The organism is Microbacterium sp. H1-D42 (genome assembly GCF_022637555.1).
Taxonomy (GTDB): Bacteria; Actinomycetota; Actinomycetes; order Actinomycetales; family Microbacteriaceae; genus Microbacterium.
Genome location: NZ_CP093342.1, coordinates 519,626 through 538,391 on the forward strand (window position 1 = coordinate 519,626; position 18,766 = coordinate 538,391).

Annotated in this window: 18 protein-coding genes; 10 read left to right on the plus strand and 8 right to left on the minus strand. The window is 68.6% G+C overall.

Annotated features, from left to right (window positions below; translation table 11 throughout):
• Positions 1-140: 140 nt before the first annotated feature.
• The 6 genes from MNR00_RS02405 (at position 141) to rocD (ending at position 5,774) form a co-directional block, all read left to right on the plus strand.
• Positions 141-1,550 carry an HNH endonuclease signature motif containing protein gene (locus tag MNR00_RS02405; protein WP_241928741.1) on the plus strand — a complete coding sequence of 470 codons (1,410 nt, stop codon included), beginning with the start codon at positions 141-143 and terminating at the stop codon, positions 1,548-1,550.
• A gap of 121 nt (positions 1,551-1,671) precedes the next feature.
• Positions 1,672-2,094 carry a hypothetical protein gene (locus tag MNR00_RS02410; protein WP_241927586.1) on the plus strand — a complete coding sequence of 141 codons (423 nt, stop codon included), beginning with the start codon at positions 1,672-1,674 and terminating at the stop codon, positions 2,092-2,094.
• Positions 2,094-2,339 carry a helix-turn-helix transcriptional regulator gene (locus MNR00_RS02415; protein WP_241927587.1) on the plus strand — a complete coding sequence of 82 codons (246 nt, stop codon included), beginning with the start codon at positions 2,094-2,096 and terminating at the stop codon, positions 2,337-2,339. Before MNR00_RS02410 ends, MNR00_RS02415 begins: the two co-directional genes overlap by 1 nt.
• A gap of 1 nt (position 2,340) precedes the next feature.
• Entirely contained in the window at positions 2,341-3,351 is a 1,011-nt protein-coding gene (locus MNR00_RS02420; protein ID WP_241927588.1) for an NAD(P)-dependent alcohol dehydrogenase, read from the plus strand.
• 319 nt (positions 3,352-3,670) lie between these two features.
• Positions 3,671-4,555, plus strand: coding sequence for a dimethylargininase (gene ddaH, locus MNR00_RS02425; RefSeq protein WP_241928742.1), 885 nt, complete (start codon positions 3,671-3,673; stop codon positions 4,553-4,555).
• A 1-nt stretch (position 4,556) separates the two neighbouring features.
• Positions 4,557-5,774 carry an ornithine--oxo-acid transaminase gene (gene rocD / locus MNR00_RS02430; protein ID WP_241927589.1) on the plus strand — a complete coding sequence of 406 codons (1,218 nt, stop codon included), beginning with the start codon at positions 4,557-4,559 and terminating at the stop codon, positions 5,772-5,774.
• A 107-nt stretch (positions 5,775-5,881) separates the two neighbouring features.
• On the opposite strand, the gene MNR00_RS02435 is transcribed toward rocD, so the two are convergent.
• From MNR00_RS02435 to MNR00_RS02470, 8 genes are all read right to left on the minus strand, one after another.
• Positions 5,882-7,735, minus strand: a complete 1,854-nt coding sequence (locus MNR00_RS02435; protein WP_241927590.1) for a BCCT family transporter — start codon at positions 7,733-7,735, stop codon at positions 5,882-5,884.
• 59 nt (positions 7,736-7,794) lie between these two features.
• Complete coding sequence (locus MNR00_RS02440; RefSeq protein WP_241927591.1) at positions 7,795-8,091, minus strand: hypothetical protein; 297 nt, start codon at positions 8,089-8,091, stop codon at positions 7,795-7,797.
• A gap of 64 nt (positions 8,092-8,155) precedes the next feature.
• Positions 8,156-8,665, minus strand: coding sequence for a helix-turn-helix domain-containing protein (locus MNR00_RS02445; RefSeq protein ID WP_241927592.1), 510 nt, complete (start codon positions 8,663-8,665; stop codon positions 8,156-8,158).
• Positions 8,666-8,677: 12 nt separating this feature from the next.
• A complete protein-coding gene (locus MNR00_RS02450) occupies positions 8,678-10,321 on the minus strand; it encodes an ABC transporter permease (protein ID WP_241927593.1) in 1,644 nt (547 codons plus the stop codon).
• Complete coding sequence (locus tag MNR00_RS02455) at positions 10,318-11,319, minus strand: ABC transporter ATP-binding protein (RefSeq protein WP_241927594.1); 1,002 nt, start codon at positions 11,317-11,319, stop codon at positions 10,318-10,320. Before MNR00_RS02455 ends, MNR00_RS02450 begins: the two co-directional genes overlap by 4 nt.
• A 42-nt stretch (positions 11,320-11,361) precedes the next feature.
• On the minus strand, positions 11,362-13,029 hold the full coding sequence (locus tag MNR00_RS02460; RefSeq protein WP_241927595.1) for a molybdopterin-dependent oxidoreductase: 1,668 nt from the start codon (positions 13,027-13,029) through the stop codon (positions 11,362-11,364).
• A 140-nt stretch (positions 13,030-13,169) separates the two neighbouring features.
• Complete coding sequence (locus tag MNR00_RS02465; protein WP_241928743.1) at positions 13,170-14,504, minus strand: MFS transporter; 1,335 nt, start codon at positions 14,502-14,504, stop codon at positions 13,170-13,172.
• A gap of 5 nt (positions 14,505-14,509) precedes the next feature.
• Positions 14,510-14,941, minus strand: a complete 432-nt coding sequence (locus MNR00_RS02470) for a MarR family transcriptional regulator (protein ID WP_241927596.1) — start codon at positions 14,939-14,941, stop codon at positions 14,510-14,512.
• 99 nt (positions 14,942-15,040) lie between these two features.
• On the opposite strand from MNR00_RS02470, the gene MNR00_RS02475 reads away from it, so the two are divergent.
• The 4 genes from MNR00_RS02475 to MNR00_RS02490 are packed head-to-tail and all read left to right on the plus strand — an operon-like array spanning position 15,041 to position 18,736.
• The gene (locus MNR00_RS02475) at positions 15,041-15,781 is read left to right on the plus strand and encodes a copper homeostasis protein CutC (RefSeq protein ID WP_241927597.1); all 741 of its coding nucleotides are present in this window, start codon (positions 15,041-15,043) and stop codon (positions 15,779-15,781) included.
• A 40-nt stretch (positions 15,782-15,821) separates the two neighbouring features.
• Complete coding sequence (locus MNR00_RS02480) at positions 15,822-16,697, plus strand: alpha/beta hydrolase (RefSeq protein WP_241927598.1); 876 nt, start codon at positions 15,822-15,824, stop codon at positions 16,695-16,697.
• Positions 16,698-16,719: 22 nt separating this feature from the next.
• On the plus strand, positions 16,720-17,769 hold the full coding sequence (locus MNR00_RS02485; protein WP_241927599.1) for a lipoate--protein ligase family protein: 1,050 nt from the start codon (positions 16,720-16,722) through the stop codon (positions 17,767-17,769).
• Between the two features lie 46 nt (positions 17,770-17,815).
• The gene (locus tag MNR00_RS02490; RefSeq protein WP_241928744.1) at positions 17,816-18,736 is read left to right on the plus strand and encodes a site-specific DNA-methyltransferase; all 921 of its coding nucleotides are present in this window, start codon (positions 17,816-17,818) and stop codon (positions 18,734-18,736) included.
• Positions 18,737-18,766 lie beyond the last annotated feature (30 nt).

Genomic DNA, 18,766 nt, shown 5'->3' on the forward strand with positions numbered 1-18,766 from the left:
ATTCTGCCCTGTCAATGTCGGTGGCCCCGTGTTCAATAGTGGGTATGAACAGCACCGAAGCTCTCCTGGATCGGGTCGTTGCCGACCTTGATCGGGTGCTCGGTGCGGACGCTCTTGCGGTTCTCACTGATGCCGAGCGGATGGTGGTGCTGAGGCGGGCTGGTGATGCGTTGCGGCGGGTGGAGGCTGTGGTCGTCGAGACCGTGGCGACCTCGGATCCGGTGGGGCTTCCGAATGGTGTTGGATGCCGGAGCATGAACGAACTGCTCCAGCGCACCCTGCGGGTGGATGCCCGCACGGCGGCGCAAGTGGTGCGGGCCAGCCGGGTCGTGCATCGTGAGGCCGAGCTGACGTCAGGGACGTGGTTGCCGGCACGGTGGCCGGCGCTGCGGCAGGCGATGCTGGACGGGGTGATCGGGGTGACCGGGCTGCTGGCGGCTACGGGGCCGGTCGAGGCGGCCGGTGACCGGATCGGTGCGGCGGATCGGTGGAGGGCCGATGCGGTGCTGGCGGAGGTGGTGCGCGGGTACGCGGCCACGGACGGGGCCACCGACGGCGCGGATGCAGATGATGGGGACACGGATGCCGACGGGACGGACGCTGAAGACGCGCGGGACAGGGTGCCCCCGGCGACGCCGGAGGACGTGAAGTCCATCGCGCATGCGATCGCACTGCGGCTGGACCCGGACGGCGCGGAGCCGACCGAGCAGCGGGCGATGACGCGTCGGTTCCTGTCGGTCGGACGGATGCGGGACGGGGTGTATCCACTGCGGGGGAACCTGCTGCCCGAAACGTACGCCCAGTTGCAGTTGCTGCTGGATGCGCAGTTGAACCCGAAGACCGACGGACCCCCGATCCCCGACGGTGTGAGGTTCCACCCCACCGACGACGAGGACGACCACCGCCCGGGCGGTGCGGGCTGCGACGGGGACGACGCCGGCGACGGGGACGCCTTCAACAGCGACCCGCGCAGCGTGCTGGACACCCGCACGCGGGGGCAGAAGCAGCACGACGCCCTCGCCGCAGCGCTCGGCATCGCCGCCCGGCACGCGGACATGCCGTCGTTGGGTGGTGCGGCGCCGACGCTGGTCGTGCACCTGGAGTCGTCAGATAGTTCCTGGGCCACCATCCCAGGCGTGGACGTACCCGTGAGTGCGGCCGTTGCCCGGCACGCGGGGTGCACCGGCACGATCCAGCGGGTGTTCACCGAACAGGGGCGGATCGTAGGAATGACGGTCACCGACCGGATCTTCACCGTCCACCAGCGCCGGGCGATCACCCTCCGCGACAGGGAATGCCTGATCCCCGGGTGTCACGTTCCCGCCACGTGGTGTGAGATCCACCACGTCGCCGAATGGGCGAACGGTGGACCGACCAGCACCGACAACGGCGTCCCGCTGTGCTGGTGGCACCACCGCTCCCTGGAGTACTCCGGGTGGGAGATCCGCATGAACCACGGACTCCCCGAAATCCGCGGACCCGCATGGTGGGACCCCGAACACCGCTGGCGCACCCCACGACTGTCGTTGCCTGAGTTCGCCTACACGTAGCGCGTTCCCGGGTGTGCGTGGGCTGGGCGCCGATGACCCTCGATGTAAAAGATTCTTGACACCGCACGCCATCAGGCGTAGCTTGCTTCGAGTAAAGAATCTTTGACACGAAGGAGCGGTCATGGTCTACAACGAGCGCGCGGCCTGGGCCGGGCTCATCGCCACCGTCCCCACGTTCGCGGTGTACGCCTGGCTGCTGCTGACGAGTCCGGACCCGGCAGCATCCTGGGTGCCGATCATGCTGTGGACCATCGGCGGCGGCATCGTGCTTACGATCCTCATCACGATCGTCTGGGGGATCGTCGCCGGCATACGTGACAAGGAGGGGGCGATGGCGACCGACATGCGCGACACCGACATCGCCCACCTGGGCGGCCGGGTCGAGCACGCCTTCCTGGTGATCGCCGGCCTCATCGTCATCGTGCTGTGCGCACTGAATGTCGACGTGTTCTGGATCGCGCAGACCATGTTCCTCGGCTTCGCGGTCTCGTCCCTCGTCGGCGGCATCGCCCGCGTCATCGCGTACCGTCGAGGCCTGATCTGATGGTCAAGCCCACCCTCGTCACCAACACCATCCGCGCGCATCGCGAGGCGGCCGGGCTGACCCAGGCCGACCTCGCCCGCAGCATCGGCGTCACGCGCCAGACGCTCCTCGCGATCGAGCAGGGCAAGTACTCGCCGACGCTCGAGCTGGCCTTCCAGATCGCCCGGGCCTTCGGGGTCGCGCTCGATGACCTCTTCCAATACCCCGATTCGCAGACAGAAGTTTCGCAGACAGTGGAGGGCTGAAATGACTCTCACGACCACCACCATGACCTCCTGGACGCAGGACCGCTACGGCCCGGCATCCGACATCGCACTCGTCGAGCGCGACGTGCCGACGCCCGGTCGGGGTGAGGTGCTGCTGAAGGTGCACGCCACCGCGCTCAATGCCGGCGACGTGCGCATCATGCTCGGCGATCCGCTGCTGGCACGCCCGGTGTTCGGGCTGACCCACCCGCGCAATCCGGTGCGCGGCATGGACATCGCCGGAACCGTCGTCGCCTTGGGTGACGGGGTGTCGGATGCTGGCATCGGCGACGAAGTCGTGGTGGAGCTGCCCGGCGGCGGAGGCCTTGCCCCGTTCGCCGTCGCACCCGCGAAGCGACTGGCGGCACGACCAGACGGCGTCGCCGCGGCAGTCGCGGCCAGTCTCCCCATCGCCGGCGGCACCGCCTGGCAGGCGCTCGACCGCGCCCGGGTGGGCGAAGGACATCGGTTGGAAGGGCAGAGGGTACTCGTCCTCGGCGCCTCCGGCGGGGTCGGCACCTTTGCGGTGCAGCTGGCCGGGCTCCGCGGCGCCGAGGTGCACGCCACCGCCGCGGCCCACAACGTCACTCTCATCGAGCGCCTCGGCGCCACCCGCGTGTTCGAGCGGAACATCGACCTCGCCACACTGCCCGCCGACGGGTACGACGCCGTGATCGACATCGTCGGCGGCACACCGCTGCGCACGCTGCGGCGCCTGATCCGCCCCGGCGGAACTGTCGTCCTCGTCGCGGGTGGCGGTGGGCACGTGCTGGGTCCGGTGCCGCGGATGCTGCGCGGAGCACTCCTCTCGATCGGATCGTCCCGGCGCATCCGTGCACTCGCCGCATCCGCAGACCCGCGGATCCTCGGGCAGCTGCTGCAGCTCGCCGCGCAGGGGGCGATCACCCCGGCGATCGAGCGCGAATACGCGTTCAAAGACGCGGCCGGTGCGCTCGCTCACGTCGAATCAGGGCACGCCGCAGGCAAGGTCGTCGTGCGCGCGGCATCCTGATCGACGAAGCGTCGGCGCTCGAGCCGCGGAGCCTTCCCGTTCCCGTCGCGATTTTTCCCGCTGGCGCCGGATGAAGGCGGGACAAAATGCGACCGGAACGCCGGCTGCGGGCATCCGAGCGGGAGGAATCGCGACCCGAACGATCGCAGCCGAGCGCGGGCATTCCTTGACCCGCCGCGCATCTTCAGCATCCGAAGATCGCGTGAGATAATGGAGCCTGGCGTGCTCGTGTGCATCTTCCCCGTCAATGTTGCGGGTCGAACTTCCGCTGGGCCCCTGGACAGCGTCCGCCGCACCTTCCTGAGGAGCACTCATGTCCATGCCTGAAACCGCGACCCGCCCCGACGACCACGCGACCGCGCCGACCCGCGTGGCTCACCACCGTCGCTACCTGATGTGCAAGCCCGAGCACTTCACGGTCAGCTACAAGATCAATCCGTGGATGGAGCCGGCCAACCCGACCGACACCGCCAAGGCCGTCGCGCAGTGGCAGAAGCTGTACGGCCTGTACCTCGAACTCGGTCACGAGGTCGAGCTGATCGAGCCGCTCGCCGGCTACCCCGACATGGTCTACACCGCGAACGGCGGCTTCGTCATCGGCGGCCGCGCCTACGTGCCCGAGTTCCGCTTCGAGGAGCGCCAGGGTGAGGCGCCCGCGTTCGCCGACTGGTTCCGCGCCAACGGCTTCGACACCGTGATGCCAGAAGAGGTCAACGAGGGCGAGGGCGACTTCCTGCTGGTCGGCGATGTGATCCTCGCCGGCACCGGCTTCCGCTCCACGGGCGACAGCCACCGCGAGGTGGGCGAGGTGTTCGGCCGCGAGGTCGTCTCACTGAACCTCGTCGATCCGCGCTTCTACCACCTCGACACCGCCATCGCCGTGCTCGACCCGGTGCAGGGCACCGAGAACGGCGGCCCCGAGCGCGCCAACATCGCCTACCTGCCGCACGCGTTCGACGAGGCTTCGCAGAAGGTGCTCGCCGAGCGGTTCCCCGACGCCATCCTCGTCAGCGACGACGACGGCGCCGTGTTCGGACTGAACTCGGCCAGCGATGGCTACAACGTCATCATCTCGCCGCGCGCCACAGGATTCGAGAAGCAGCTGCGCGAGCGCGGTTACAACCCGATCATGGTCGACCTGTCCGAGCTGCTGCTCGGCGGTGGCGGCATCAAGTGCTGCACGCTCGAACTGCGGGGTGCCTGACATGGACGGCACAGAGACGTACGCGGTTGCTGAGCGAGCGAAGCGAGACGAAGTACACGTCGCCGAGAACTACGCGCCGCTGCCCGTCGTCATCGCCGATGCCGAGGGCGTGTGGATGACGGATGCTGAGGGCAAGCGCTACCTCGACCTGCTGGCCGCCTACTCGGCCGTGAACTTCGGGCACCGGCATCCGGCGATCGTCGAGGCGCTCACCACGCAGCTCGGCCGCGTCACCCTCACCAGTCGCGCCTTCATGAACGACCAGCTCGAGCCGTTCGCCGCCGCGCTCGCACGCCTGTGCGGCAAGGAGCTCGTGCTGCCGATGAACACCGGCGCCGAGGCGGTCGAGACCGGCATCAAGGTGGCCCGCGCGTGGGGCTACCGCGTCAAGGGCATCTCTGCCGGCAAGGCCCGCATCGTCGTCGCCGCGGGCAACTTCCACGGCCGCACCACCACGATCGTCAGCTTCAGCGACGACGATCAGGCGCGCGATGACTTCGGTCCGTACACGCCGGGTTTCGACACGGTTCCGTACGGAGACGCGGATGCCATCGCGAACGCGATCACCGACGAGACCGCCGCGGTGCTGGTCGAGCCCATCCAGGGCGAGGCCGGTGTGATCATCCCTCCGGAGGGCTACCTGCGCCGGATCCGCGAGATCTGCGATGAGCGAGGCGTGCTGTTCATCGCCGACGAGATCCAAGCGGGCCTCGGCCGGGTCGGCGAGACCTTCGCCTGCGACCGCGAGGGCGTCGTGCCCGACCTGTATCTGCTGGGCAAGGCGCTCGGCGGCGGCATCCTGCCCGTCTCGGCGGTCGTCGGCAACCGCGATGTGCTCGGCGTCATCCGTCCGGGCGAGCACGGCTCGACGTTCGGCGGCAACCCGCTGGCCGCAGCCGTCGGCCTGAAGGTGGTCTCGATGCTGGAGACCGGCGAGTTCCAAGAGCGCGCTCGCGTGCTCGGCGCACACCTGGCATCCGCTCTCGAGCCTCTGATCGGCCACGGCGTGACCGCGGTGCGCATCGCGGGCCTGTGGGCGGGCGTCGACATCGACCCCGCCATCGGCACCGGCCGCGACGTCGCCGAGAAGCTGCGCGAGCGCGGCGTGCTCGTCAAGGACACCCACGGCCAGACGATCCGCATCGCCCCGCCGCTGGTGATCCGCGCCACTGAGCTCGACTGGGCGGTGGAGCAGTTGCGCCTGGTCCTGGCCGACTGACGCCAGGCGCTTCGCGCCATCCTGCTGAGGAACCACTTCCCGTCTGAGACATCACGTGTGTGCGTGTTTCTCAGACGGGAAGTGGTTTCTCGCAGTAGGGGGCGGGGTCAGTCGCGGAGGAACGGGCCGGAGTCCTGCTCCTGCACGTTCGGGTCGTCCAGGCCCGCCAGGTCGTCCTCATCGACCAGTTCATCGACATCAAGTGTCGACGGGGAGGCATCGACGCTGCTTTCCAGACCGAGGGCACCCGACGTGATGCGCACAGGTTCGGTCGGCGCCACCGGCAGGCCGAAGCGGCGCTGGATGCGGCGCATCCACCGCGGCTGCGAGCCCAGCACGCCGGTCTCATCGTGGGCTTCGACTTCGAGACCGTAGTAGTCGCCGATCCGATCGATGAACGCCGCCCGCTCGGCCTTCGCGTACGCGCGCCGTTCTCGAGTGAAGGCGACGACCGTCGACCAGCAGATCAGCAGCATCACCACGCTGAAGGGCAGCGCGATCGTGATCGCCGCGGTCTGCAGCGCCGTGAGTCCGCCCGCCAGCAGCAGGGAGATCGCCAGCAGGGCCGTTGCGACGACGAAGAACGTGCGGATCCAGCGCCGCGGCTCGGGCTTGCCGCCGGTGGCTATCATGCCCATCACCAGTGCGCCGGAATCCGCCGACGTGATGAAGAAGATGCCGAGCAGGAGCAGCGCGCCGACGCTCACGATGCCCGATCCGGGCACGTTCTGCAGCATGGCGAACAGAGCGCCCTGCAGGTCGACCTCGCCGTCCGGCCCGGTGAGCGTGCCGGGATCGGAGAGCTCCATCGCCAGCGCCGAGCCGCCGAGAACGGCGAACCACAGGATGCCGATCAGCGTGGGAACCAGGATCACGCCGATCACGAACTCGCGCACGGTGCGCCCCTTTGACACGCGGGCGATGAAGATGCCGACGAACGGCGCCCACGAGATCCACCAGCCCCAGTAGAAGGACGTCCATGACGCCTGCCACTGCTCGCCTGCTTCGCCCTGGAACGCACTGACGTTGAACGACAGCCCGACGAAATTCTGCACGTAATAGCCGATCGACTGCACGAAGTCGCGCAGCAGGAACTCGGTGGGCCCGACTGCGAGCAGATACAGCACCAGGATGCCCGCGAGGATGAGGTTGGCCGTGGACAGCCACTTCATGCCCTTGGTCACGCCGGACAGCACCGACATCAAGACGAAAACCGAGATGACGAGGATCAGGATCACCTGCGTCGTCTCGTCGGGATCTGCGATCCCCGCCGAATGCAGTCCTGCGCTCATCTGCAGCACACCAAGGCCCAATGAGGTCGCCACACCGAACAGCGTTCCCACCAGCGCGATCACGTCGATCGTGTGGCCCCAACCGCCCTCGACGCGCTTGCCGAGCAGCGGTTCGAGCGTCCAGCGGATCGACACAGGGCGCCGACGGCGGTGGATCGCGTAGGCGAGGGCGAGTCCGATCACCACATAGATCGACCAGGCGTGCACGCCCCAGTGCAGATATGTCTGGCCGAGTGCCGCCTGTGCCAGCTGCTCCGGCGTCCCGGTGACCCCGGGGCGCGGGTTGGTGAAGTGGCTGAGCGGCTCGCTGACACCGTAGAAGACGAGACCGATGCCCATGCCGGCCGCGAACAGCAGCGAGAACCAGCTGATCAGTGAGAACTCCGGCTCTTCATCATCGCGTCCGAGTTTGATGTCGCCGAAGCGGCTGAATCCCAGGAACAGACAGAACGCGACGAAGAACGCCGCGATCAGCACGTAGTACCAGTTGAAGGCGTTGACGATCGAGGTCTGGATCGTTCGGAACACTTCCTCTGCGACGTTCGGCAGAAGCAGGGTGAACAGCACGAACGCGATGATGATGCCCGCGGCAGGCCAGAACACCCATCGCAGCACCTGCGGCTCGCGCTGCTCGGCACTGGCCCTCGTCTTCGATCCCTGTCCGCTCATGCCCCCACCGTATCGGCGGCCGCGGCCTGTGGACAGGGGGCCTTCGGCGTGGCCGTGGCTCAGACGGGTGTGTCGTCAGGGTCGAATGCCTTCAGGGCGTCCTGTTCGACAGCGGTGTCGGCGGTCAGCTGCTCCTCGGTGACCTCTGAGCCGCCGAGCGGGGCATCCTCGTCGCCAGAGGGCTCGGTCTGGGCCGACCGCGGCGCCGGTTCTGATGGCCCCTTCGAGGGAGGCTTCAGAACGTCGCCCAGCTTTCGCGGCAATCCCGTACCCCGCGGATCCAGTCCAGGCACATGCGGGATCTGGTGGAATGACTGGCCGTCCGCGGCATCGTCTTCATCGCGTCGATCGTTCATGCCTCTGACCTTAAGGTGTGCGATGGTGCTGCGGCATGCCCTTGACATCGCCGTCGCGAAGGGTTCAGTCAGACAGCAGGCGCTCCGCGCGCAGCGTCTCCCACTCATCGATCAACTGCGGCATGCGACGCGACATGAAGCGGAAGAACTCCGCCATCTCCTCTGATCGCGCACGCGCGGCGTGGTCGTCTTCGTGGGCGGCGCCGATGTCTTCGATCAGCGCCGCCAGTCGGTCGTACACGGGGGAGTTCGTCGACATGGCGCCGTACCAGGCGTCCCCGATGATCTCGTACGTCACCAGGCGTCGATCCGGCCGCGAGATGCGGTGGATCATGTGCACGGTCTGCAGGTAGCGCACCGCACCGGAGACCGCCGCGGCACTCACGCCCAGCCGCTCACCGAGCTCGGCGGCGGTGTACCCACCGGCGGGGGCGGCGATCAGCGCCATCAGGACGCGGGCGGGCATGCGCGGGAACCCGACAGCCGTGATGACGGCCGCCGCGTCCTCGGCGGCGTCGACCCCGAGGTGCGTGGCATCTCCTGCCGGGGGCGCAGCGTCGTCAGCATCCGTCATCTTGTCATCCTCTCAGGCTGTCGGGTGCAGTTCCCGACGCCGCATCAGGACGAGGGATGCTGCCGCGCCGACCGCCGCCGCACCGGCGAGCCACCAGACGCCCTTCAGATCGACGCCGTCGGAGGCGAGCACGGGGGTCTGCGTGAACGGCGAGAGGTTCGTCAGCCAGTCCGGCAGCGAGAACAGCGGGCCGAACAGCCCGATGATCAGGGCCACCATCACCAGCATCCACCCCACGACGATCGTGGCTCTCGGCGCCAGCACGAACACGAGCGCCGTCAGCACCAGGAAGACGCACGCCGCTATGCCCTGGCCGATGCCGGCGACGACGGCATCCTGCATCAGCGACCCGTCGCTGTGCGCTGCGCCGAGGGCCGAGCCGGCGATCGCCGCCGCCACGATCAGCACGACGGCGCCGAACGCGACGACGAGATAGTCGGCCAGCCATCGCACCCGATCGACCGCGGTGGCGAGCACCGGCTCTGCGGTGCCGTGCACCTCTTCCTGTCGCGCGCGACAGACGGTCTGCACGGCGGCGCAGGCCGCCAGCACGCCGACCATCAGATAGAAGATCACGACCATTCCCGATTCGAGGCCCCCGCTCTTCGAGAGCGCCTCGAAGACCCTCTGCACGGCCTCCACCTTCGTGCCGATCTCGTTGATGACTGATGCCAGGCTGGTGGCGAGCAGACCGGTCAGGAAGCCGCCGATGGCCCAGCCGAGCACCGAACCGGACGTCATCCGCCAGACCAGCCCCATCGGCGAGCCGAGGGATGCCGGAGCCCAAGTGCGTCCGTGCCGCTGCGGCACGATGCCCTCGCCGAGATCTCGCACCGACTGCACCGCGAAGGCGACGGCGGTGAGCACGACGCCCACGCCGATGCCGAGCAGCGCTGGCCATACCGCGTCATCGGCGTACGGGCGGGTGTTCTCGGCCCAGCCGAACGGCGACAGCCAGGCCAGCCAGCTGCTCTCCATGCGCGTGAGGTCGGCGCTCGGGGTGCCGAGGGCGTTGCCGAGACCGCTCATCACATAGGTCGCGAGCAGGATCCAGACGGCGAGCGAGTTCGCGCCGCGCGAGGTGCGCACGAGCTGCGCTGCAAGCAGGCCGACCCCGAGGAAGCACAGGCCGACGGACGCGACGGCGAGTGCCGAGACCCACGAGCCCGGTGCCGGGTACCCGGCACCGATGAAGACCAGGCCGACCAGCACCGCGAGCACGATGTTCGCCAGCACGCCGTGCACGATTGTCGCCACGAGCGGCGTGACCCTGGCCGCGGGTGTGGCCGAGATCAGTTCAGCGCGCCCCTGCTCCTCTTCGGTGCGGGTGTGGCGCACTGCGAGGAACGTGCTCATGAATGCGGCGAGCATGGCGAGGAACGGAAGGATGAGGAACAGTGCGACCTGCGCCTCGCCCGAGCCGGACGGAAGCCCACGGAACATCAGGATCACCGGGTTGGCCATCACGGTTGCCAGCACGGTGATGCGGCCATCGAGGTCGCCGTACGATTCGACGACGCCCCCGACCGCCGACGCGGCGAGGGCCACAGTGCCGAGGATCCACAGTGGCAGCTGCACGCGGTCGCGACGCAGTCGCTGGCGCAGTAGGTGGAGCGCCCCCGACCCTGAGGTCGCGGTGGCGGCGATGGTGCTCATCGCCGGGCCTCCTGCTGCTTCCGTTCGCGCCGGGTGGCGGCATCCGCCTGGCCATCGCCCTTCTCGGGCGCGCCGGGGTCATCGCCGCGCTCGAGAACGGCGAGGTCATCTCCGTAATGCCGCAGGAACAGCTCCTCCAGGGAGGGCGGCTCGATGCGCAGGCCCTCGACGCTGCGCTGCGCGAGCTCTGGCAGCACACCCACGACCCGGTCGCTGTCGACCGTGAACCGCGCGCGGCCTTCGAGCACGACGCCGTCGTGCGCGTCCGGAATGCCGACGAGAGCGTCGTCGGACGCCGCATCGAACGAGATCTCGGTGCGGGTCAGATGCCGCAGATCCGCCAGCGTGCCGGTCTCGACGATGCGGCCGTTGCGGATGATCGACAGGCGGTCGCAGAGCTGCTCGACCTCGCTCATGATGTGGCTGGAGAGCAGCACGGTGGCACCCGCGTCGCGCACGCGGGTGATCTCGCGGCGGAACATCACCTCCATCAGGGGGTCGAGGCCGCTGGTGGGCTCGTCGAGGATGTACAGCGCGGCCGGCACGGCGAAAGCAGCGACCAGCGCGACCTTCTGCCGGTTGCCCTTGGAGTACGAGCGGCCCTTCTTCTGCGGATCGAACTGGAATGCCTCCATGATGCGCAGCTTCTCGGACCGGTACGCGGGGTCTTTGGTGTGCGCTCCGCGCAGGCGGGCGAGCAGATCGACCGCCTCGCCGCCGGAGAGATTCGGCCAGACGCTGACATCGCCTGGCACGTACGCGATGCGGCGGTGCAGGTCGGCAGCGCTGTGCCACGGCTCCTCGCCGAGCACAGATGCCTCTCCTGACGTCTTGCGGGCGAGACCCAGCAGGATGCGGATCGCGGTGGACTTTCCCGCGCCGTTCGGGCCGAGGAAGCCGTGCACCTGACCGGCACCCACCTCGAGGTCGAGTCCGTCGAGAGCATGCACGCGACCGTAGGTCTTGGTCAGACCGCGCGTGCTGATGATGGTGTTCATGAGAGGCGACGGTACACCCGTTTCACGAATTTGTGAAGAGTGTTAAGAGGCCGTGATTGAGACCGCATGCCAGCCGGTCGCGCCGTCCGGCGCGGGGGGAGCGGATGCCTCTGTCTGGGGCTTCCCGTCGGCACTGAGCGCACGGCAACGCAGCACATGCTCACCGGATTCAGCGCGCCAGGGTATCCGCCACTGCACCCAGGTGTCATCGGAGATCGCGGAGGCGAGCTCGGCGGATCGCCACGGGCCGTCGTCGACCTGCACCTCGACGCCGGCGACCCCGCTGCCCGGCTGCCAGGCGACGCCGGCGATCACCACGTCGCCGGCGCTCACGTTCGCGCCCGTGCGCGGCACATCGATGCGCGACTGCAGTTTGATCGGCCCTCGCGCTGACCAGCCGCGGTCGGTCCAGTACGCCCGAGCGCGGTCGAACCGGGTGACCTCGAGCTCTGTCACCCACTTGGTCGCCGACACGTAGCCGTACAGTCCAGGAACCACCATCCGCACCGGGAACCCGTGCTCGAGGGGCAGCGGCTCGCCGTTCATTCCGATCGCGAGCAGCGCGTCGCGGTCGTCGGTCAGCGCCTCAAGAGGGGTGCCGGCCGTGAAGCCGTCGACCGAGGTCGAGAGCACCATGTCGGCATCCGCGTCCGGCTGGGCCCTGGCCAGCAGCTCGCGGATCGGATACCCGAGCCACACCGCGTTGCCGACCAGGTCTCCGCCGACCGGGTTCGACACGCACGACAGCGTGACGGCCGTCTCCATCAGCGGCAGCGCGAGCAGCTCGTCCCAGGTCAGCTCCACCTCGTTCGCGACCATGCCGTGCACGCGCAGTCGCCACGTCGACGGGTCGACCGTCGGCACGATGAGCGCGGTGTCGATGCGGTAGAAGCCGTCGTTCGGCGTTACCAGCGGTGAGAGGCCGGGGACGTCGAGTTCTGCGCCGGCAGGGATGGCGGATGCCGGGGTCGCAGGCTTCGGCAGGCGGATCGCCGCGCGCGCCGCCGTCACGACCGTGGACCCGGCGCGGGCCAGTGAGCCGGCGAACGCCATGGCCACTCCGACGACCGCGGTGCCGCCGGCCCAGATCAGGAACCGGCGGCGGGTCGGACCCGTCGCTGCGCCCTCCGCTGTGCCCTCCGCTGTGCCCTCCGCTGCGATCGGGCCGGACGCGCGGGGCTCCGAGCTGGTGGGCACGCTCGCCACGGCTGCATCGATGCGGGCATCCGCTGCGGCTGGCGCCAACCCGATCAGCATCCGCACCGCGACAGCGGCGACGGCCCCGGCCAGGACGGACGGCAGCCAGGACAGCAGCCCTGCGTCCGGCCTGGTGAACGAGAGGATGCCGACGCCGGCGCCCATGACGAGGAGAACGATCACCCCGGCATGCCGCCAGCGGGCTTCGCAGAGACCGGCGACAGCCGCGACCGCAAGCAGGACGATGCCGATGCCGATCAGCAGGGCGGTCTTGTCATTCGTGCCGAACCAGGCGATCGCGGTGTCCTTGGCCCATGCGGGGGCGAGGTCGATGAGCGCACCGCCGACCACGGCGAAGGGGCTCGAGGTCGGCGCGATCAGTGCGGCGACGAGCTCGCCGACTCCCGCGCCGAGCAGCACTGCCGCGATGCCTGCGGCTACCGCGGCCAGGCGTGACGGCGAGGCCGCTCTGGAGGTCGTGGCGACCCTGCCATGCCGTGCCGTCTCGGTCATGCATCCAGGCTACGAGCCTCGCCGCTCGCCAGGGCCCTCAATCTCGTGAGAAACCACCTCTCGTTTGAGAAACCACGCCAGGGGCGATGTCTCAAACGGCAAGCGGTTTCTCAGCGGGGGGCGTGAAGCGGCGGGCGGGGTCAGCCGCGCTTGCGGCGTCGGGGCACGCGGATGGGGGAGGTCGCGGCGGCGCGGTCGTCGAAGGTCGTCGGCTCCATGGCCTGCACGACCGACAGCGGACGCGTCTCGTCGATCGTCATCAGGAAGAGCGCGCCGTCGCGGCGGCGCAGGCGGCCGGACCACAGCATCCACCCCACGCCGATGCCGAACGAGACGAGCCCTGCGATCCCGCCAACCACGATCGCGGTGCGCGCAGAGAATGCGTCGACGATCCACCCGGCGATCGGCGCGCCGATCGGGGTGGAGCCCATGATCACAGCCATGTACAACGCGAGCACGCGACCCCGCAGCGCGGGATCGGTCGTGGTCTGCACGTACCCGTTCGCCGTGGTCAGCATCGATACGGTCGAGAATCCGACGAAGATGAGCACGGCCGCGTAGCTCCAGTAGGTCGGCATGAGGGCCGACACGACGGATGCCACACCGAACCCGCCGGCAGAGATGACCAGCACGCGCACGCGCGCGCGATCGCGCCGGGCGGCCAGCAGGGCACCTGCCAGTGAGCCGATCGCCAGCACTGAGCTGAGCAAGCCATACCCGTCGGCGTCCTTGCCGAACTCCAGCGCCATCGTCGAGGCGAAGATCGGGAAGTTCATGCCGAATGCGCCGATCAAGAAGACCATCGCGAACACCACGACCAGATCGGGGCGCCCCCACACGTATCGGAATCCCTCGCCGAGGCCACCGGAGCGGTGGTCCTTGATGCGCGGCATCAGCTCGCGCACGCGGATCGCCAGCAGTGCGATGATCATCGCCAGGAAGGTGACGGCATTGGCGACGAACACCCAACCGGTGCCGAGGATGACGATGAGGATGCCGCCAACGGCAGGCCCCACCAGGCGCGCCATGTTGAATGCCGCCGAGTTCAGCGCGACGGCGTTCGAGGTGTCCTCAAGACTCACCATGTCGGACACGAAGGCCTGCCTGGCCGGTGCGTCGAAGGCGTTCGCGACGCCGAAGGCGGCGGCGAAGCAGAACATCAGGGGCAGGGTCATGACGCCGGTCAACAGCAGTGCCGCGACGCCGAGTGCGAGCATCATCAGCGCGGTCTGCGTGACCAGCAGCACCTTGCGGCGGTCGAAGCGGTCGGCCACCCAGCCGGTGAGACTGACGAGCACCAGCGGCGGCCCGAACTGCAGAGCCATCGTCACGCCCATCGCGGTGGCGTCGTTGTCCGTCAGCTCGGTGAGCACCACCCAGTCCTGTGCGGTGGCCTGCATCCAGCCGCCGATGTTGGAGATGACACCGCCGGCGAACCAGGTGCGGTAGTTGAAGTTGCGGAACGACCTGAACATGGCGCTCATGAGTCGGCCATCCTCTTCAGCAGCGCCGCGGCCTCGCGCAGCACCGCCAGATCGTGTCCGTCGAGGTCGACGTCGGTGATCATGTCGGAGAGTCGTTCATCTCGGCGCCGGATGGTCTCGGCGACGACGTTCTCACCCTGCTCGGTGAGCTCGACATGCACACGGCGGCGGTCGTGCTCGTCGGGGATGCGCACGACGAGGCCGAGCTCTGCGAGTCCGTTGATGGTCGCCGTCATCGTCGGCGCGGTGACGCGTTCATGCTCGGCGAGCCGCGATAGCGTGTGTCGGCCGTGGGCGCGAAGCGCGCCGAGGGCGGCGAGCTGCGCGTCGCTCATCTCGTCCACGGCACGGACGCTGCGCAGGCGCCTGGCGAGGCGGAAGACGGCGTAGCGGAGTTCGGATGCGGTGGCGGAGAAGTCGTCGGTCATTACTTAGATAGTCTAACTAAACTTTTCGAGTCTGTGGGTGGATGAAAATAAAGCCCACGAACCTTGACGCATCAGACGTTCAATATGAAAATCGTTTTCATGCCCCTCGCGTTAGAACTCGCCGTCCAGGACCCCGCAGGAATGCGCATCGCACGCGAGGTGGGGGCCGCGCGGGTCGAGCTGGCGCAGGCGCTGGCGCTGGGCGGGCTCACGCCCTCCAGGGCGACCATCGAGCTCACGCGCGAGGCGGCGGGGGAGTCCGGCCCCGAGGTGCACGTGCTCGTGCGCGCGCGCGCCGGCGACTTCATCTACACCGACGACGAGATCGCCCTGATGGCGGTGGACGTTCGCCATGCGCTCGACGCAGGCGCGCACGGCGTGGTTATCGGATGCCAGGATGCCGACGGCACCCTGAACCGCGACGGGCTCGCGCGGCTGGTGGATGCTGCCGAGGGCGCGCCCGTGACCCTGCACCGCGTGATCGACGTGACGCCCGACCTGTTCGACTCGCTGCGCATCGCCCAGGGCGTGGGCGTGCGACGCGTGCTCAGCTCGGGCGGGGCATCGACCGCCATCGAGGGGATCGAGGCGCTGCGCTCTCTGGTCGGCGAGGCGCACGGAGCAATCGAGATCATGGCCGGCAGCGGCATCACAGCATCCGATGTCGCGGCGATCGCCGACGCCGGCGTCGACGCCGTGCACTTCTCAGCCAAGCGCTCCGTCGTCTCCGACAGCGCCGTGCGGATGGGCTCCGCCGCAGACGGCGTGGGCGCATACGAGATCACCGACCGCGCCACCGCGCTGGCCGTCGTCGCGGCGCTGGCACCCGCGGTCGCCTGACGGCGCTCGCACGACCCGCGGTAATCCGTAGACTCGGGCCATGGTCGCAGCAAGGACAGCGGAGTTCGTCGATGCCCACGGGATCACGATCGTCTATGACGTGTATGAAGCAGTGGGTGCCGCACGAGGCGTGGTGCAGCTGCTGCACGGGGTGGGTGAGCATGCCGGTCGCTACGGCGCCCTCATCGACGCACTGACCAGGGATGGCTTTCACGTCTACGCCGACGATCATCGCGGGCACGGACGCACCGGCATCAGGCAGCACGGCGGTCCGGCGAAGCTCGGCCGCCTCGGTCACGGCGGAATCCGCGCGGCCGTGGATGCCTGCTGGCAGCTCACAGGCATCATCCGCGATGAGCGTCCTGATCTGCCACTGGTGCTGATCGGTCACTCGTGGGGCTCGTTCCTCTCGCAGAAGCTGCTGAACCAGCATCCGGAGGCGTACGACGCCGTCGTCCTCAGCGGATCGGCATACCTGACGCCGACTTCTCTCAATGCCGCACCGCTGAACGCGAAATGGGCGGGTCAGGACGCCGACGGGCTCGAGTGGCTCTCGCGCGACCCCGATGTGTGGCAGGCGTTCCACGATGACCCGCTGACGACCGAGGTGCCGTTGTTGAAGCTGTTCGGCCCGATCGAGGCGGCGCGACTGTACGGACGCCCGAAGCGCGATCTGAGTTCGAAGGGTGGCCACAGCGTGCCCGTGCTGCTGATGGTCGGTCGCGATGATCCGGTTGGCGGACCGCGCAGCGTGCACAAGCTCGCCGACGCGTACCGGAACCGCTCCGGGCTCACCGACGTCACCACTCTCGTGTACCCGGATGCTCGGCACGAGATCTTCAATGAGCTGCAGGCGGATGCGGTGCGTGCCGACCTGCTGGCCTGGCTGGACGCCCGGATCCCCGCGCGGATGTGACCCGGCGGCTTAAGCTGGTCAGGTGCATGGTGAGTACAAGGTTCCCGGTGGAAAGCTCGTCGTCGTCGACCTCGAGGTGCGAGACGGCCTGATCCGCGACTTCCGCCTCGCAGGCGACTTCTTCCTCGAGCCCGACACGGCGCTGGAGGCGATCAACGCCGCCGTCGAGGGGATGCCGGTCGAAGCCGACTCGACGACGATCGCCGCGGCGGTGCGCGCAGCCCTGCCGGATGGCGCGCAGCTGCTGGGGTTCTCACCCGAAGCCGTCGGCACTGTTGTGCGACGGGCGCTGGTGACAGCCCCCGGCTGGCGTGACTTCGACTGGGAGATCGTGCACGAGAAGGCGGTCTCGCCGCGACTGAACCTCGCCCTCGACGAGGTGCTCACCGCACGCGTCGGCGAAGGGCGCCGTCGGCCGACGCTGCGCATCTGGGAGTGGGACGAGTCCGCCGTCGTGATCGGCTCGTTCCAGTCGTACCGCAACGAGGTCGACCCCGAGGGTGCAGCCAGACACGGCTTCGATGTCGTGCGCCGCATCTCGGGCGGTGGCGCGATGATGATGGCCGCCGGTCAGATCATCACCTATTCGCTGTACGTGCCTGCAGCGCTCGTGCAGGGCATGACCTTCGCCGATTCGTATGCGTTCCTCGACGACTGGGTGCTGCAGGCGCTGCGTTCGATCGGCATCGACGCGACCTACCAGCCGCTCAACGACATCGCCTCGCCCACAGGCAAGATCGGCGGCGCGGCGCAGAAGCGCCTCGCCAACGGAGGAGTGCTGCACCACGCCACCATCTCGTACGACATCGACGGGAAGGTGATGACGGAGGTGCTGCGGATCGGACGCGAGAAGCTCAGCGACAAGGGCACCACCTCGGCCGCCAAGCGCGTCGACCCGCTCCGCACCCAGACCGGTATGGAGCGCTCCGAGATCATCGAGAAGTTCAAGGACACGTTCCGCTCGCTCACCGGCGCCGAGGACGGTGCGATCACCGCGGATGAGTACGCGGATGCCGAAGCGCTCGTCGAGTCGAAGTTCGCCACCGACGCGTGGCTGCACCGTGTCCCTTGAAGTACCGTGTGCCGTGACGCAGCCCGCACTGGGGGCCGTCACCGTCATCGAGGGCGACAACCTCGCGGCCGCGGCGACACTGGCATCCGATTCCTTCGCCCTCATCTACCTGGACCCGCCCTTCAACACCGGCCGCACGCAGGAGCGGCAGGTGGTCACCGCCCGGCGGCTCGCCGCAACTCCGGAGAACCCCGCGGAATCCGGGGTCGCGGCCGCTGAAGCCGCCGATTCGGGGGTGGATCTCCGGATTTCCGGCGAGCCCGCAGGTGAGCCCGAGCTCGAGCGAGAGATCCGACACGGCTTCCACGGCCACGCGTACGAGCGGGTGCGCGGCATGCTGCGCACGTACGATGACCGCTTCGACGACTACGGCGACTTCCTCATGCCGCGGCTGGAGGAAGCCTGGCGGCTGCTGGCCGACGACGGCACGCTGTACCTGCACCTCGACTACCGCGAGGCGCACTACGCGAAGGTGATGCTGGATGCCGTCTTCGGACGCGACTGCTTCCTGAACGAACTGATCTGGGCGTACGACTACGGTGCCAAGTCGCGACGCCGCTGGCCGACAAAGCACGACACGATCCTGGTCTACGTCAAGGCGCCAGGTGGCCACTACTTCGACTCGGATGCCGTGGACCGAGAGCCGTACATGGCCCCTGGACTGGTCACGCCCGAGAAGGCCGCCCGCGGCAAGCTGCCCACTGACGTCTGGTGGCACACGATCGTGCCGACCACCGGGCGTGAGAAGACCGGGTATCCGACGCAGAAGCCCGAGGGGGTGCTTCGTCGCATAGTGCAGGCCTCGAGCCGCCCCGGTGACCGGGTGCTGGACCTGTTCGCCGGCTCTGGGACGCTGGGAGCGGTGGCATCCGCACTCGGTCGTGACGCGGTGCTCGTCGATGACAACCCCGAGGCGATCCGCGTCATGCGCGAGCGGATGCCGCACGCCGACGTGCGCGCCGTCTGAAAGCCGACACCGTCTGAAAGCCGACACCGT